General features: G+C 52.0%; 13 protein-coding genes and 1 pseudogene. All 14 read left to right on the top strand.

The genetic code is table 11. The features are described from left to right. Window positions 1-5 precede the first annotated feature (5 nt). A pseudogene (locus AC6ESO_RS13830) lies at window positions 6-179 on the top strand (histidine phosphatase family protein); the annotation flags it as partial. 139 nt (window positions 180-318) lie between these two features. Next, entirely contained in the window at window positions 319-1,098 is a 780-nt protein-coding gene (locus AC6ESO_RS13825) for a phosphotransferase family protein (protein ID WP_497091844.1), read from the top strand. A gap of 79 nt (window positions 1,099-1,177) precedes the next feature. Continuing rightward, entirely contained in the window at window positions 1,178-1,546 is a 369-nt protein-coding gene (locus AC6ESO_RS13820; RefSeq protein ID WP_497091843.1) for a hypothetical protein, read from the top strand. Beyond that, window positions 1,543-1,923: a hypothetical protein gene (locus AC6ESO_RS13815; protein WP_497091842.1), complete on the top strand. Its 381-nt coding sequence runs from the start codon at window positions 1,543-1,545 to the stop codon at window positions 1,921-1,923. The genes AC6ESO_RS13820 and AC6ESO_RS13815 overlap by 4 nt, the downstream gene beginning before the upstream one ends. A gap of 223 nt (window positions 1,924-2,146) precedes the next feature. Further along, on the top strand, window positions 2,147-3,718 hold the full coding sequence (locus AC6ESO_RS13810; protein WP_497091841.1) for a hypothetical protein: 1,572 nt from the start codon (window positions 2,147-2,149) through the stop codon (window positions 3,716-3,718). Window positions 3,719-3,885: 167 nt separating this feature from the next. Continuing rightward, window positions 3,886-5,751, top strand: a complete 1,866-nt coding sequence (gene iolD, locus AC6ESO_RS13805; RefSeq protein WP_497091840.1) for a 3D-(3,5/4)-trihydroxycyclohexane-1,2-dione acylhydrolase (decyclizing) — start codon at window positions 3,886-3,888, stop codon at window positions 5,749-5,751. An 18-nt stretch (window positions 5,752-5,769) separates the two neighbouring features. Continuing rightward, window positions 5,770-6,678: a myo-inosose-2 dehydratase gene (gene iolE, locus AC6ESO_RS13800; protein ID WP_497091839.1), complete on the top strand. Its 909-nt coding sequence runs from the start codon at window positions 5,770-5,772 to the stop codon at window positions 6,676-6,678. 8 nt (window positions 6,679-6,686) lie between these two features. After that, window positions 6,687-7,697: a 5-dehydro-2-deoxygluconokinase gene (gene iolC, locus AC6ESO_RS13795; RefSeq protein ID WP_497091838.1), complete on the top strand. Its 1,011-nt coding sequence runs from the start codon at window positions 6,687-6,689 to the stop codon at window positions 7,695-7,697. A gap of 42 nt (window positions 7,698-7,739) precedes the next feature. Continuing rightward, window positions 7,740-9,185, top strand: a complete 1,446-nt coding sequence (locus AC6ESO_RS13790; protein WP_497091837.1) for a CoA-acylating methylmalonate-semialdehyde dehydrogenase — start codon at window positions 7,740-7,742, stop codon at window positions 9,183-9,185. A gap of 16 nt (window positions 9,186-9,201) precedes the next feature. Beyond that, the gene (iolG, locus tag AC6ESO_RS13785) at window positions 9,202-10,251 is read left to right on the top strand and encodes an inositol 2-dehydrogenase (RefSeq protein WP_497091836.1); all 1,050 of its coding nucleotides are present in this window, start codon (window positions 9,202-9,204) and stop codon (window positions 10,249-10,251) included. An 18-nt stretch (window positions 10,252-10,269) separates the two neighbouring features. Beyond that, window positions 10,270-11,085, top strand: a complete 816-nt coding sequence (gene iolB, locus AC6ESO_RS13780; protein WP_497091835.1) for a 5-deoxy-glucuronate isomerase — start codon at window positions 10,270-10,272, stop codon at window positions 11,083-11,085. Window positions 11,086-11,125: 40 nt separating this feature from the next. Next, entirely contained in the window at window positions 11,126-12,142 is a 1,017-nt protein-coding gene (locus AC6ESO_RS13775; RefSeq protein ID WP_497091834.1) for a LacI family DNA-binding transcriptional regulator, read from the top strand. A gap of 131 nt (window positions 12,143-12,273) precedes the next feature. Continuing rightward, on the top strand, window positions 12,274-13,203 hold the full coding sequence (locus tag AC6ESO_RS13770) for an aldo/keto reductase (protein ID WP_497091833.1): 930 nt from the start codon (window positions 12,274-12,276) through the stop codon (window positions 13,201-13,203). After that, on the top strand, window positions 13,200-13,982 hold the full coding sequence (locus AC6ESO_RS13765; protein ID WP_497091832.1) for a sugar phosphate isomerase/epimerase family protein: 783 nt from the start codon (window positions 13,200-13,202) through the stop codon (window positions 13,980-13,982). Before AC6ESO_RS13770 ends, AC6ESO_RS13765 begins: the two co-directional genes overlap by 4 nt. Window positions 13,983-13,997: the final 15 nt, after the last annotated feature.

The raw sequence follows: 13,997 nt of genomic DNA, 5'->3' as shown, positions 1-13,997 counted from the left end.
TCTACGAAGGGAATATAGCGAAGCACAAAGGCCGGCGTGTATTGCTAGTCACTCATGGCGGGATCTGCAGAATGATCCATGCTTATTTCAATGAACAATCGAATAAGGCGTACTCTAGCTTTCATACCGGAAATTGTGAGCTTAGATCATACGAAGTGAGAGCGGGCCAAATTAACTGAATACCAAGAGAATGTGCCGCAATACGCAAAGAGAGACGCTCTTATGCCGATGCGGCTTTTTCTTTGGGAGAATTTTAACGCCACTACCCCATGATATGGGATACAATACCAATTACAATGCCTTAGTGAGGTGCCGCAAATGAAAGCTGGCGAATTGGTTGGCAGAGGCCATACAGCGGATGTCTATGAGTGGGGCAAGAATGAGGTTATTAAGCTTTTTCATCATGCCCATGAAGCACCCAATGAAGCGAAGAATGCTGCGATTATTTCGGAGCTGGCTATACGGACACCGCGGTTCGGAGGACTTATCGAGTATGAAGGCCGCTCCGGTATCGTCTATGAGCGAATTAACGCACCTTCCATGCTAAGCAGGATTGAGCCCAATCGCGAGAGCATTATCCACTATGCGAAATTGATGGCGGAGCTTCAATTTCAGCTTCATGAACTGAAGGTTGATTTTACCCCGAATCTGAAGCAAGAGATGCTGAAACATACGATGGCAGCCGCCGAAATTACGGATCCTCAGAAGGATCGAATTATTGCCGTGCTTCGGCAATTGCCCGAAGGACGGGCGTTATGCCACTATGATTTTCACCCGGGTAACATTCTCATGGCGGAGGATGGACCTGTTATTATCGATTGGATGAACGTGTTAATCGGCGATAAGGTCGCGGATGTGGGCCGTACCTCAATGATACTAGCATCGCATTCCTTGCCGCCGGAAGCGCCAAGCTGGCTGCGTGAGGGGCGGAAGCTTTTCCATGAGGTATATAAGGAAGCATACATAGCTTTAAGTGGAGTAAAGGCAGATGAGCTGGAGGCTTGGAGGTTTCCTACTTTGGCCGTTCGTATCCATGAATTGGCTGGCAAGGAACAAGAAGAAATCATTGGATTGCTGCATGAATTATTAAAGGAATAAATTCGACTATGAAGAGGGGCTGAATATCATACTGCGGCCGCGTTATCTCGTGTTTCCCATTCTTATTCTCATTGGAGGAATGTGCTGGTATTTCAACTCGCCCAAATCCGCTGAGGATTCGATCATTAAGCTGTCGAGCGATATCCAAACCATCTATTATGACGATTTGAACGATGGTGTCGTGAAGCACAGCTCGATTCAGATGAATAACGAAGATCAGCATGAGCTGATGTCGATTCTTACAAGTGTTTCTTATTATCGCAGACTAGGCTCAACCAATATTCGTAATGATGGGAAGACGCTGCTGATCACTGTCGTTACGAAAGATAAGCGTAATTTCCAAATCGATATCAATGAACATGGCTATGTCGTTCGAGATAATAAGAAATATCAGGTTAATTCAACCCTCTATGATCGCTTATATGAATGGTTAGGAGAAGCAGCATGACAGCTAAGAAGCTTATTGTACTGGTAGGATTGATGTTCATAATGGGATGTTCTTCGCCCAAGCTTGTTCAGCCCGACTCTCCGGAAAATGTGGCTATGCTCGTGAAACAGGCGATCGATCATCAGAATTTGCAGCAATTGAATATGTACTTCACGGATGCGCTGAAGGGAACCCTTTCGATGGATGATTGGAGTCAATTGAAGGAAACCTCCGCGACCGGGGCCGAACTGCGAACCTATAGCTATCTGAGAATGGACGATGAGATTCTACTGCTGGATATTGTGAAAGACCCCGACTCAGATATGTACAAGGTGCAGGATATCATTCAAGTGCCGGAAGAGAGCAAGGCGATGTTTGATCTAACTGCAGTTAAATAAGCTGCGATATCGGATCCAATCGAACGAGAGTGATGCTGGTTAAGAAGGGCAGCCGGTATCACTCTTTTCTTGTGCCCAAACAATAAAAAAAGTGTAAATGTTCAAAATAGGGATTCCATTATTCAGAAATGATGGTAAATTAGGAATATACATTTCTGGTAACGATACCAGAAATGAGACAGACCATGTTACATGATGACTAACGATGATCACGGAGGTAGACATGAACCATTCGATGTTTAACGGAAGTATCAGCCGGGAGGCTCTGGAAGGCTATCTGTCCAGGGCGGTTACGGCCGCAGATTTGGTCAACAGCACTTCATTGGACGATGACTTGAGGATGATCAAGAATATCGGGGCTAAGTTTCTGGGACGGGCTTCGGGCGTATGGCTGCTGGAAGCTGATGATGCGGAGCATTTCCGGAAGTCCAGGACGCTTGCTGAACGTGTACACGATGTCGACCCGGACATTATGCTGCAAACTTGCATTTTCGAAGCTGTATTCCAAGATGTAGAGAAGATCAAGATCCCGGATTGGGTGTTCAAGGCTTTCCATTTGCCGGCCGAGGATCGCGCTTTCCGCATCGCGGATATGCTGTTTGACGGGAAACCGCAAGGGTTCGTCTGGGATGACGGCGGCGGTATTCCGAATATGAATAAGCTTGAGACACAGTTCTGGTTCTATTACCGGGCGGTAAACTATATCGATGCCGGATATGAAGCGATTCATATGGGGCAGATTCACCTCTATACCGCTGAAGACATCGGGCTCAAGAAGACGGTCTCTTTATTCCAAATGATAAGGGATTATGCGAGAAACCATGCGCGGCGTGGGATTGTGCTGCTGGATGCCCATACGCACGGCGTGAATATTGACGGCCGTTTGCTATTTGATCTTCATTCTATGCCCTACTCCCGGATGCCGATTCTAGATGTACCAGGTGATAAGCTGGCACTGGTGCAAGAAGGTTTCAGCGAAGGCGGTGTGACGCCTAGCGGATGGAGCTGCGAATCTTTACCGATGCTCATGGAGCTCGACAATTGGGGCGGCAAATTCTTCGATGAGCAGGACAAGATCCCAAACGAACGCAGAGCATGGCAGGAATGGTGGGGCTACGATCAGATTGCCTGGTTCGCATCGCAGGATGAAGAGAGCCGCAACCGGTTTCTTGAATACGCCTTCAAATGGACGGCTGTAAACAATACTAACGCTTATATGCAGATGCCGATTCGAAGAACGTTGGGCAGTTATCATGCTCCAATGCCGACTGGCCATGCGTCTGGATTAGAGCTCTCAAACTGCTATCAGGCGAATCGAGCAGGCGATGGCTGTCCGCTTGGTTTCGGACAGGAAGAGAAGATCCGAACGCTCTGGCAATCGGAACAAGATCTGAGGCAACGAGCGGGCAATCCGCTGCCGAACACCTCCTATGGAGCAGATGACAGCTATGATCCCGAGACAGGAATCAAACTTCCGGCTCGCGTCATCCTATACGGAAGCTTCCAGCATCATGTCGGTGCGTTCAATCATGATTCCAATAGCGAAACGACGCGGATGTACTACATCGGCAATGGCATCTACCGGCGCGCCTTTGTCATGCCGTTCAAAGGTTCTTACACCTATGCGGTGGCACCATACGGTACGTTGTCTCAAACCTATTCGATTGACGAATATCCGCGGAGCGGGTCATCGACGAAAGCGACGATGGACATTGAACGAGATAACACGGTTATTGAATTTGTTTTTGATTTCATGAAGCGGAGCCTCACGGTTCAAGTGATCGAAGGATTGTAATGCGGTCCTACTGGGAGGATTCGCTAAAAATAGCTATTGAGATTTGCAATCAATTTTCGTAAAATAAGTTAAGCGCTTAATCTACTGTGGAATAGTAAGAAGAGCGTTATTTTTATACCATAAGGTATAGCGCTTAACCTTATTTAACTAAGGAGGAGTAAAGCATAATGAACACGGTTCGGCTTACGATGGCGCAGGCGCTTCTGCGATTTCTGGATCAGCAATACATCTCGGTGGACGGCGAGGAAATCAAGTTTGTTAAAGGCGTTATGGGCATCTTCGGTCATGGTAATGTAACCGGTATCGGGGAAGCTTTGGAGCATAGCGCAGGTGAGCTGGTCTACATACAAGGAAAGAACGAGCAGGGCATGGTTCATGCCGCAGCTGCATTCGCGAAGCAAAGCAATCGCAAACAGATTTATGCCTGTACGTCCTCGATTGGACCGGGCGCTTTGAATATGATTACGGCCGCTGCAACCGCTACTGTAAACCGCATCCCGGTGTTGCTGCTTCCGGGCGACAACTTCGCCAGCAGACAGCCGGATCCCGTGCTGCAGCAGCTTGAAGTTGTAAGCGATTACACCATCTCCGCCAATGAACCGTTCAAATCGGTCAGTAAGTACTGGGACCGAATCGTAAGACCGGAGCAATTGATGACGGCTGCCGTGCAGGCTATGCGCGTATTGACGGATCCGGCAGAGACCGGTGCAGTGACGCTGGCATTGCCGCAGGATGTGCAGGCGGAAGCGTACGATTATCCGATCCATTTCTTTGACCGTAAAGTGCATTATTTGGATCGCCGTCCACCTGTGCCGGATGCGATCAAACGCGCGGTGAAGCTCATGGCAGGGAAGAAGAAGCCGCTGCTTATCGCCGGCGGCGGGGTCTTGTATTCCTCCGCATCGAGCGAGCTTGCTGCATTCGCTGAAGCATTCCATATTCCCGTTGCCGAAACGCAAGCAGGCAAAAGCGCCATTGCTTGGAACCATCCTCTGAACGTAGGCGCGATTGGGGTTACCGGTGCGCTTGCCGCAAACCAAATTGCGCAGGAAGCCGATCTCATTATCGGCGTAGGCACGCGCTATTCCGATTTCACGACGGCGTCCAAATCAGCTTTCGGTCATCCGGAGGTGCAATTCATTAATGTGAACGTGAGCGGATTCGATTCCTCGAAGCTGAACGGGGTGGCGATTACGGCGGATGCCAAAGAAGGTCTACTCGCGCTGCAAGCTGCACTCGAGGATGCTCGTTATCAGAGTGAACATGTTCTGCAGGATATCAGGGCGATCAAGCAGGTGTGGGATGACGAGGTCGATCGGCTGTTTGCAATGGAGCATGAGCTTGGTATGGCGCAGACTCGGGCGCTGGGCATTATTCAGGAGACGATTGCATCGAACTCGGTTATCGTATGCGCGGCGGGAAGTCTGCCCGGTGATCTTCACCGGCTTTGGCGTCCGACCGAACCCAAAACCTATCATATGGAATACGGGTTCTCCTGCATGGGGTATGAGATCGCCGGCGCATTTGGCGTCGCTTTGGCTGAGCCTCGCCGCGAGGTGTATGCGATTGTTGGAGACGGCGGCTACTTGATGCTTCACTCCGAGCTGGTGACCAGCCTGCAGGAAGGCCGCAAAATCACAGTGCTGCTGTTCGATAACCACGGGTTCCAGTGTATCCACAATTTGCAGAGAAGTCAGGGCAGCGACGGCTTCGGAAATGAATTCCGCTTCCGTTCTTCCGAGACAGGCAAGCTGACCGGCGCGTTTATGCCGATCGATTTCGCGGCGCATGCGCGCAGTCTCGGCGCGAAAGCCTACAAGGCGAGCAACGAGCAAGAATTGAAGGAAGCGCTGCAGCTCGCGAAGCAAGAAACGGTGACTACACTCATCGAGATTCCTGTTGTGCCGGGCACGAATACAGGCGGTTACGAGTCCTGGTGGAACGTCGCAGTTCCCGAGGTTTCAGAGAGCGATAACGTCATTAAAGCAGGCAAAGAGATGAATGCCAAAATAAAGTCCATCCAACTCCTATAAGAGAGGGGCGATCAGCCTATGAAACAGTTGCCATTCCGATTAGGGATTCATCCGATTAATTGGGTTGGAGAGGATGTAAAGGAGCACGGTGACGATACGTCGTTCGAGCGGATCGTGGATGACATCGTTGCGCTTGGTTTGACAGGGACGGAGATGGGACGGAAATTTCCGAGCGATCCGCAGGTGCTGAAGGATGAGCTGTCTCGCAGGGGAATTAGTTTGACGTCGCAGTGGAAATCGGTGCTCTTCTCAGATCCGGCATACCGCGAAGCAGAACTGGACGCCTATCGCTCGCATGCGGAGTTTCTGAAGGAAATGGGAAGCACCGTTATTAGCACCTGCGAGGCGGGAGGTTCATTGCACTTTGATCCGCGTCGTTCTCCAAGTGAAAAAGAGGTGCAGCGTTTAAGCGATGAACAGTGGAAGTCGCTGGCCGAAGGCTTGAATGCTGCCGGCGCGATTGCCAAGGAATATGGGCTGAAATTGACCTATCACCATCACGGAGGAACGGTAGTAGAGCGACCGGAAGAGATCGATCGCCTCATGGAACTGACTGATCCGGAGCTTGTCTACCTGCTCTTTGACACCGGCCATGCCTACTACGGGGGAGCGGATCCGCTGACCGTGCTGCAGAAGCATTACGACCGGATCGCTTATGTTCACCTGAAGGATATCCGGCCTCAGATATTGGAGGAAGCAAGAGCCGAGCAGGCGGACTTCATCACGTGCATTCGCAAAGGCGTGTTCACCGTACCGGGTGACGGCTGCATTGATTTTGGACCGATTCTATCTGAACTAGTAAAACGTAATTATAAGGGATGGGCTTTGCTGGAAGGGGAACAAGATCCCGCGCTGCATCCGGCCTATGAATATGCGAGGAATGCGCTTCAATACATCGATTCTCTGATTTCGGAAGAAAGAAGGTAATCTACGTCATGACCTATGTGTCCTTCAAGGCAGACAGCGCTTATGATTTCGCGGCAATTGGACGTCTCTGCATCGATTTGAATGCGAATGAGATTAATCGTCCGATGGAAGAGACGATGACATTTACCAAATACGTCGGCGGTTCTCCTGCGAATATTACAATCGGCATGGCAAGACTCGGACGCCAAACGGCGTTTATCGGTAAAATCGCGAATGATCAGATGGGCCGTTTCATCCTCGATTATTTGCAGCGCACCGGCATTGAAACGGAGCATGTTGTGACCGACCATACCGGCGCGGTTACGGGGCTTGCTTTTACAGAGATCAAGAGCCCTACCGATTGCAGCATTCTGATGTATCGCGACAACGTGGCCGATCTGCTGCTTGAGGCAGCGGAAGTCAGTGAGGCTGTGATCGCGCAGTCGAAGATGCTCTTAATCTCAGGCACTGCGCTTGCGCAGAGCCCTTCGCGGGAAGCGGTGTTCCAAGCGCTGCATTATGCGAAGAAACATGGAACCGTCATTGCCTTCGATCTGGATTACCGCCCATATACGTGGACGTCCAAGCAGGAAACGGCCGTCTATTATAATCTGGCCGCTGAGTATTGCGACATCATTCTGGGTACGCGCGAGGAGTTCGACATGATGGAGGTGTTCGAGCAAAATCCGCAGCACAGCGACAGCGTAACCGCCTCCAAGTGGTTCGACTATAACGCGAAGATCGTCATTATCAAGCATGGCAAAGAGGGCTCCATCGCCTACACAGCGGATAACAAGAGTCATAGAGCGAAGAGCTTTCCGGCGAAGGTGATCAAAACCTTCGGCGCGGGCGACTCCTATGCCGCCGGATTTCTCCATGGCATCATGGAGGGCTGGACGCTCGAGCAGTGCATGGAATTTGGCAGCGCGGCTGCCTGTATCGTCATTTCGAGTCATAGCTGCTCCGATGCCATGCCAACGGAGAGCCAGGTGCTTCACTATATCGAAGACTGCAATAACGGTAAAATAACGGCTTCATAGTCGCCGCTGACAGACTGTCGATTACGAAAGGGGAATTCGAATATGACTCAAGTGTTGAACAACTGGATCGGAGGCAATTGGGTACCATCTGCCACTGCCTCGCACGAGAACGTATATAATCCGGCAACGGAGGAAGTGCTGGCGCTAGTTCCGCTCTCGACCAAAGAAGACGTTGATCTTGCCGTTCGAACGGCTAAGGAAGCTTTCACGTCATGGAGCCGCACGCCGGTACCGCGCCGGGCTCGTATTTTATTCAAATATCAGCAGCTCTTGGTCGACAATTGGGAAGCGCTCGCCCGCCTAGTCACGCTCGAGAACGGCAAAAGCTACAGCGAAGCTTATGGCGAAGTGCAGCGCGGCATCGAATGCGTTGAGTTCGCCGCAGGAGCACCGACGCTGATGATGGGCAAACAGCTGCCTGATATTGCATCCAACCTTGAATCCGGCATGTACCGTTATCCGGTCGGAGTGGTTGCGGGCATTACGCCTTTTAACTTTCCGATGATGGTGCCATGTTGGATGTTCCCGCTTGCCATTGCCTGCGGAAATACATTTGTCATGAAGCCATCGGAACGTACGCCTCTTCTGGCGAACCGTCTCGCGGAGCTGTTCCAGGAAGCGGGATTGCCGGATGGCGTCCTCAATATTGTTCATGGCGCGCATGAAGTCGTGAATGGAATCCTGGAGCATCCGGATGTAACTGCTGTGTCATTCGTCGGCTCCCAGCCGGTAGCCGAATATGTCTACAAAACCGCATCCGAGAACGGGAAGCGGGTTCAAGCGCTTGCCGGAGCGAAGAATCATTCGATCGTGATGCCGGACGCTGATCTGGATTTGACCGTTAAAGAAATCGTCAATGCGGCATTCGGCTCCGCCGGCGAGCGCTGCATGGCTTGCTCCGTCGTAGTAGCCGTCGGCGAAGTTGCGGATACGCTCGTAAACAAGCTGGTAGAAGCAGCGGATCGCATTACGATCGGAAATGGCATGGAAGAGGGGATCTTCCTCGGCCCCGTTATTCGCGGACCGCACAAAGAACGCACATTGAAGTACATCGAGCTGGGCGAGTCGGAAGGCGCACTCCTAGTACGGGACGGACGCAAGGATGCAGCATCGTCAGGTGAAGGTTACTTCGTCGGACCTACGCTGTTCGATGAAGTGCAGTGCGGCATGAAAATTTGGGAAGATGAGATTTTCGCACCGGTTCTGTCCATCGTACGCGTGCAAACGTTGGAGGAAGCGATTGAGGTGGCCAATCGCTCGGATTTCGCCAATGGCGCATGTTTGTTTACGAAGAGCGGCGCCAATGTTCGCCAGTTCCGCGAAACGATCGATGCCGGCATGCTGGGCGTGAATCTAGGCGTACCTGCGCCGATGGCATTCTTCCCGTTCTCCGGCTGGAAGAAGTCGTTTTACGGCGACTTGCACGCGAACGGCAGCGACGGCGTAGAGTTCTACACGCGCAAGAAAATGATCACTACCCGCTGGTAAGAGGAGGCCTATCGATATGGCGAAGGGGAAAATCAAGATCGGCATTATCGGAGCAGGGCGAATCGGCAAAATACATGCCGACAATCTGCTGCGGATGCCTCAAGTGGAAGTCATCGCAGTGAGCGATTTATTCGCCGGTCCCGAGCTTGAGGAATGGGCGGCACTCCGAGACATTCCACTCGTGACGAAGGACAGCGGGGCGATCATTGCCCATCCGGATATCGATGCCGTGTTTATCTGCTCTTCGACGGACACGCATGTGCCTCTCATTAAGCAAGCGGCACTGGCAGGCAAGCATATCTTCTGCGAAAAGCCCGTCAGCATGGACATCAGACAGACGCAGGAGGCCGTCCAGACAGCGAAACAGGCAGGCGTTAAGCTGCAAATCGGGTTTAACAGGCGTTTCGATCATAACTTTCAACGGATCAGCGAGCATGTGCAGAGTGGCACGATAGGAACTCCGCATATCGTCAAAATCACCTCGCGCGACCCGAATCCGCCGCATAAAGACTACATTCGCGTATCCGGCGGTATTTTCATGGATATGATGATCCATGATTTCGATATGGCCCGTTTCGTGAGCGGCAGTGAAATCGAAGAGGTGTCCGCACATGGGGGCGTGTTGATCGACCCGGTATTCGCGGAATACGGAGATGTTGATACGGCGATTGTAACGCTGAAGTTCGCGTGCGGGGCGATGGGTGTCATTGATAACAGCCGTCAAGCAGTATACGGGTATGATCAGCGGGTCGAGGTGTTTGGCTCCAAAGGCGCGGTAGCCGTGACGAATGATTATCCGAATACAGCGGAGATCAGTACGGCTGAAGGCGTGTTCCGCGATAAACCGCTGCACTTCTTCTTGGAGCGGTATCAAGAGGCTTATCGAGCCGAGACTCGGATCTTTATCGATTGTATCCGGGAGGATCAGCCTGTTCCTGTCAGCGGTTCCGATGGAATGCAGGCTGAGCTGGCAGCACTTGCCGCCAAGTTATCGCTGCTGCTGCGGCGTCCCGTTAAAGTCGCGGAAGCCACGCAGCTTGCGGAGCAGCATTCGATCTTTATCTAGAAGGGGAGATAGGCGACGATGTCGAATTTAATTATTGCGCCGGCTGATCAACCGGATCACGAAGGTAGTATAATGAGCATTACACCGGAGTCGGCAGGCTGGCGGTATGTCGGTTTTCAAGTGATCCGACTGGAAGCAGGTCAAGCCTTTCGGCGTGATACCGGAGATCGAGAAGTATGCCTTGTCCTGCTCAGCGGGAAAGCGGATGTGACAACGCGGTCGCACGAGTGGCTCGCGATTGGAAGCAGAATGGATATATTCGAACGAACGCCGCCCTATTCGGTCTATGTACCGAATGATGATAAATACGAGATTCGCGCAGTTACGGATGTGGAAATCGCCATTTGTTCCGCTCCCGGTCATGGCAATCATGGAGCACGGCTGATTGAGCCTGCGCAAGTCGGCGTGGAAACACGCGGATATGGCAGCTTGGAACGGCAAATTCACAACATTTTGCCTGAGCAGCAGTCTGCTGACAGCATTCTGGTTGTTGAGGTGTTCACGCCTAACGGACATTGGTCCAGCTATCCGCCGCATAAGCATGATCAAGATGCGCTGCCGGCGGAGTCGCTGCTGGAGGAAACCTATTATTTCCGGATTCAGCAGGAGAGAGGATTTGCGATCCAGCGCGTTTACACGGACGATCGCTCCTTGGATGAGACCTTGGTCGTCAAAGACGGGCAAGCGGTGCTTGTACCGAAAGGCTATCATCCGGTTTCCGCGCCTCCTGGATATGATTGTTATTATTTGAATGTAATGGCCGGTCCGGTTCGCACATGGAAGTTCCACAACGATCCGGATCATGAATGGATTATGGTCAACCCGAATCGCTAACAGAATGGTAAGCGGCATAGAAGCAGGAGGAGTTACAAGAGTGAAAGCAACGATTTACGACGTAGCACGAGAAGCCGGGGTTTCCATAGCGGCCGTCTCCCAAGTCATTAACGGGAAAGGGAAAATCAGCGAAGAGCGCCGCGCTTCGATTATCAGCGTCATGGAACAGCTGAATTATAAGCCAAGCCTCATCGCCTCCGCATTGACCGGCAAGAAAACGTATACGCTTGGGCTGCTCATTCCGGATATCTCCAACCCCTTCTTCGCCGAAATCGCCCGGGCCGTGGAAGACCAGGGAGATGTGCACGGCTATAGCCTGGTCATCTGCAGCACGGATAACAAAGACGAGCGGGTCGAACGGTATTTGGATTTGCTTCAACAGAAAAGTGTTGACGGTATTATCATCGGCACGGGGATGGATAGCGGGGAGCTTCTGGAAAAGCTGCTCAAGAAATCCATACCGTTCGCGCTGATTGCGAGGGAGATGCCGGGTCATGATCTCGCAGCCGTCGTCGTTGACGATTATGAAGGAGGCCGAATGGCGGCTCGCCATTTGCTCGGATTAGGGCATACCCGGATGGCCGTTCTTGCCGAGCACCCGAAAGTAATCAGCTCGCGGGAGCGGATTCGCGGTTTCCAAGATGAAGTCGTCGAAGCAGGCATGCAGCTGCCCGAGTACATGGTGAAAATGGGCGGTCGCGACTTAGTTAGCGACGGCAGGCGCAGCGCTTCAGAGCTGCTTCGCTATGCGGATCGTCCGACGGCCGTGTTCTGCTGCAACGATCTGCTTGCGATTGGCGCGCTGCAGGCAGCGAAGGAGATGGGCGTTCGCGTTCCGGAAGAGCTGTCGATTGTCGGCTTCGACAATACGATATTGGCTTCCGTTACGGATCCGTCTCTGACGACGGTTTCGCAGCCGACCGAGCAGATGGGGCAGCTTGCGGTTGACCTGGTTCTGAATAAGAACAACGCAAGCATACCGGGAGAATCGAAGCGGATTATGCTGAAGCCGGAGCTTGTTATTCGGCAATCGACCGGGCGGCCAACCTCTCTCTAAGAGATTAGTGCGTCCGGTCGAATGCTTAGTGCTAAATATTCAGTCATAGCCCCATACAAGGGGCCATTGTCTCTGCTTTCTGGTATCGCTACCAGATATAATTGCACAATTGCATAAGGAGGACATGATCAATGAAGTTCATGGAAATCAATGGCGTTCGTCTGTCCCGGCTCATTATGGGAACCGGCGACTTAAGCAAGCTGAATGGAACGGATATGTTGGACACCTACGTTGCCGCAGGTGGAACGACAATTGACACCGCTCATCAATATAGACGCGCCGAGACCATTATCGGGCAATGGATGGCGGAGAAAGGAAACCGCAGCCAAATGGTCATTATGAGCAAAGGCGCTCACCACAATGACGGCAGCCCGGGGCCTCGTGTCAATGCGGAAGCGATCCGCAAGGATTTGTTCGAAAGCCTTGATCGATTAGAAACCCATTATATCGATTTGTATGCCCTGCATCGGGATGAACCGGGAACGCCGGTTGGACCGATTATGGAGGAGCTGAACCTGCATCTGAGCGAGGGCCGAGTACGGGCGATCGGCGCGTCTAACTGGACGCATCAGCGCATACAGGAGGCTAATGACTATGCGAAGGCGCATGGTCTGTCCGGATTCATGTTCAGCAGTACGAATCTGGCCCTGGCGGTAGCGAATGAGCCAAGATGGGAAGGCTGCGTGTCGGCGGATGAGCAGGCCAGCCAGTGGCATGAACGTCATCAATTGCCTCTGCTTGCATGGTCTGCGCAAGCAGGTGGCTTCTTTACAGGGCTATTCTCTCCCGAAGATCGGTCGAATGCGGAAATGGTTCGCGTCTATTATAACGAGGACAATTGGAAGCGTTATGAGAGAGCGAAGAAGCTCGCGGCAAGCAAAGGCGTTACGGCGCTGCATATTGCCCTTTCTTTCGTACTGAATCGTCCGTTCCCAACGGGCGCCATCATCGGCCCGCGCAGTGATGCGGAGCTGATGGATTCCGTGAAAGCGATGGAGATTGAACTCACAGAAGCAGAGCAGGAATGGCTGGATCTGAAACGAGAGGAGCTCACGGTATGAGAGAGAAGCTGGCAGCTCAGCTATATACGGTAAGAAATGAATTGAAGAAGGACTTTCCCGGTACGCTTCGCGAGCTGAAGAAGATGGGCTGGCATGCGGTGCAAATCGATGGCTTACATGGGAATGATCCGCGCGAAATCGCAGCAGTCATGGATGAGCTTGGCCTGCAAACCGCCGGGATGCATGTCGGCTTGGAGCGAATGAAACATGATTTGCCGGCCGTATTGGAAGAAGCGAGATTATTCAAGACCAGAGACTTTATCTGTCACTCGCTGCCCGATGAACTCATGAACCCGGACGGTTATCGAAATGTACGGGAATCGCTGCGCCAAGTTGCAGGTCAAGTAAGTGCGATGGGCTTCAGGGCCGGCTATCATAACCATGATTTTGAATTCCATACCTCCATGAATGGCCGATACGCGCTGGACTACGTGCTGGAGTTGGATCCGGAGAGTCCGGTCTACGCGGAAATCGATACGTATTGGGTGAAGAAAGCAAATGTGGATCCTCTCACGTACATTCAACCATACGCCGGTCGTATGCCTATTCTCCACTTGAAGGACATGACTGCCGACGAAAGATGTTATTTTGCTGAGGTTGGCAGCGGAATTATAGACTTTGTCCCGATCATCCAGTGGGGAGAAGCGAGCGGCGTAGAATGGTATGCCGTTGAGCAGGATTACTGTCCGGGCAGCCCGCTAGACAGTCTGGCTTTAAGTCTGGAGAATTTGCTCCGCATGGAGCCGGCAATCAAACGTGCCGTAAACAAACAAGCATAGTGGGATGAAGAGAGT

The sequence above is a fragment of the Paenibacillus rhizoryzae genome (assembly GCF_059686995.1).
The sequence above is the reverse complement of the archived record's forward strand: the minus strand, read 5'-3'. Positions and strand labels throughout refer to the sequence as shown.

Coding starts and splice junctions, on each gene's coding strand:
- AC6ESO_RS13820 (WP_497091843.1), top strand. CDS start 1,178: ATGTGCTGGTATTTCAACTCGCCCAAATCCGCTGAGGATTCGATCATT.
- iolC (WP_497091838.1), top strand. CDS start 6,687: ATGACCTATGTGTCCTTCAAGGCAGACAGCGCTTATGATTTCGCGGCA.
- AC6ESO_RS13815 (WP_497091842.1), top strand. CDS start 1,543: ATGACAGCTAAGAAGCTTATTGTACTGGTAGGATTGATGTTCATAATG.
- AC6ESO_RS13790 (WP_497091837.1), top strand. CDS start 7,740: ATGACTCAAGTGTTGAACAACTGGATCGGAGGCAATTGGGTACCATCT.
- AC6ESO_RS13825 (WP_497091844.1), top strand. CDS start 319: ATGAAAGCTGGCGAATTGGTTGGCAGAGGCCATACAGCGGATGTCTAT.
- AC6ESO_RS13770 (WP_497091833.1), top strand. CDS start 12,274: ATGAAGTTCATGGAAATCAATGGCGTTCGTCTGTCCCGGCTCATTATG.
- iolG (WP_497091836.1), top strand. CDS start 9,202: ATGGCGAAGGGGAAAATCAAGATCGGCATTATCGGAGCAGGGCGAATC.
- AC6ESO_RS13810 (WP_497091841.1), top strand. CDS start 2,147: ATGAACCATTCGATGTTTAACGGAAGTATCAGCCGGGAGGCTCTGGAA.
- iolE (WP_497091839.1), top strand. CDS start 5,770: ATGAAACAGTTGCCATTCCGATTAGGGATTCATCCGATTAATTGGGTT.
- AC6ESO_RS13765 (WP_497091832.1), top strand. CDS start 13,200: ATGAGAGAGAAGCTGGCAGCTCAGCTATATACGGTAAGAAATGAATTG.
- iolD (WP_497091840.1), top strand. CDS start 3,886: ATGAACACGGTTCGGCTTACGATGGCGCAGGCGCTTCTGCGATTTCTG.
- iolB (WP_497091835.1), top strand. CDS start 10,270: ATGTCGAATTTAATTATTGCGCCGGCTGATCAACCGGATCACGAAGGT.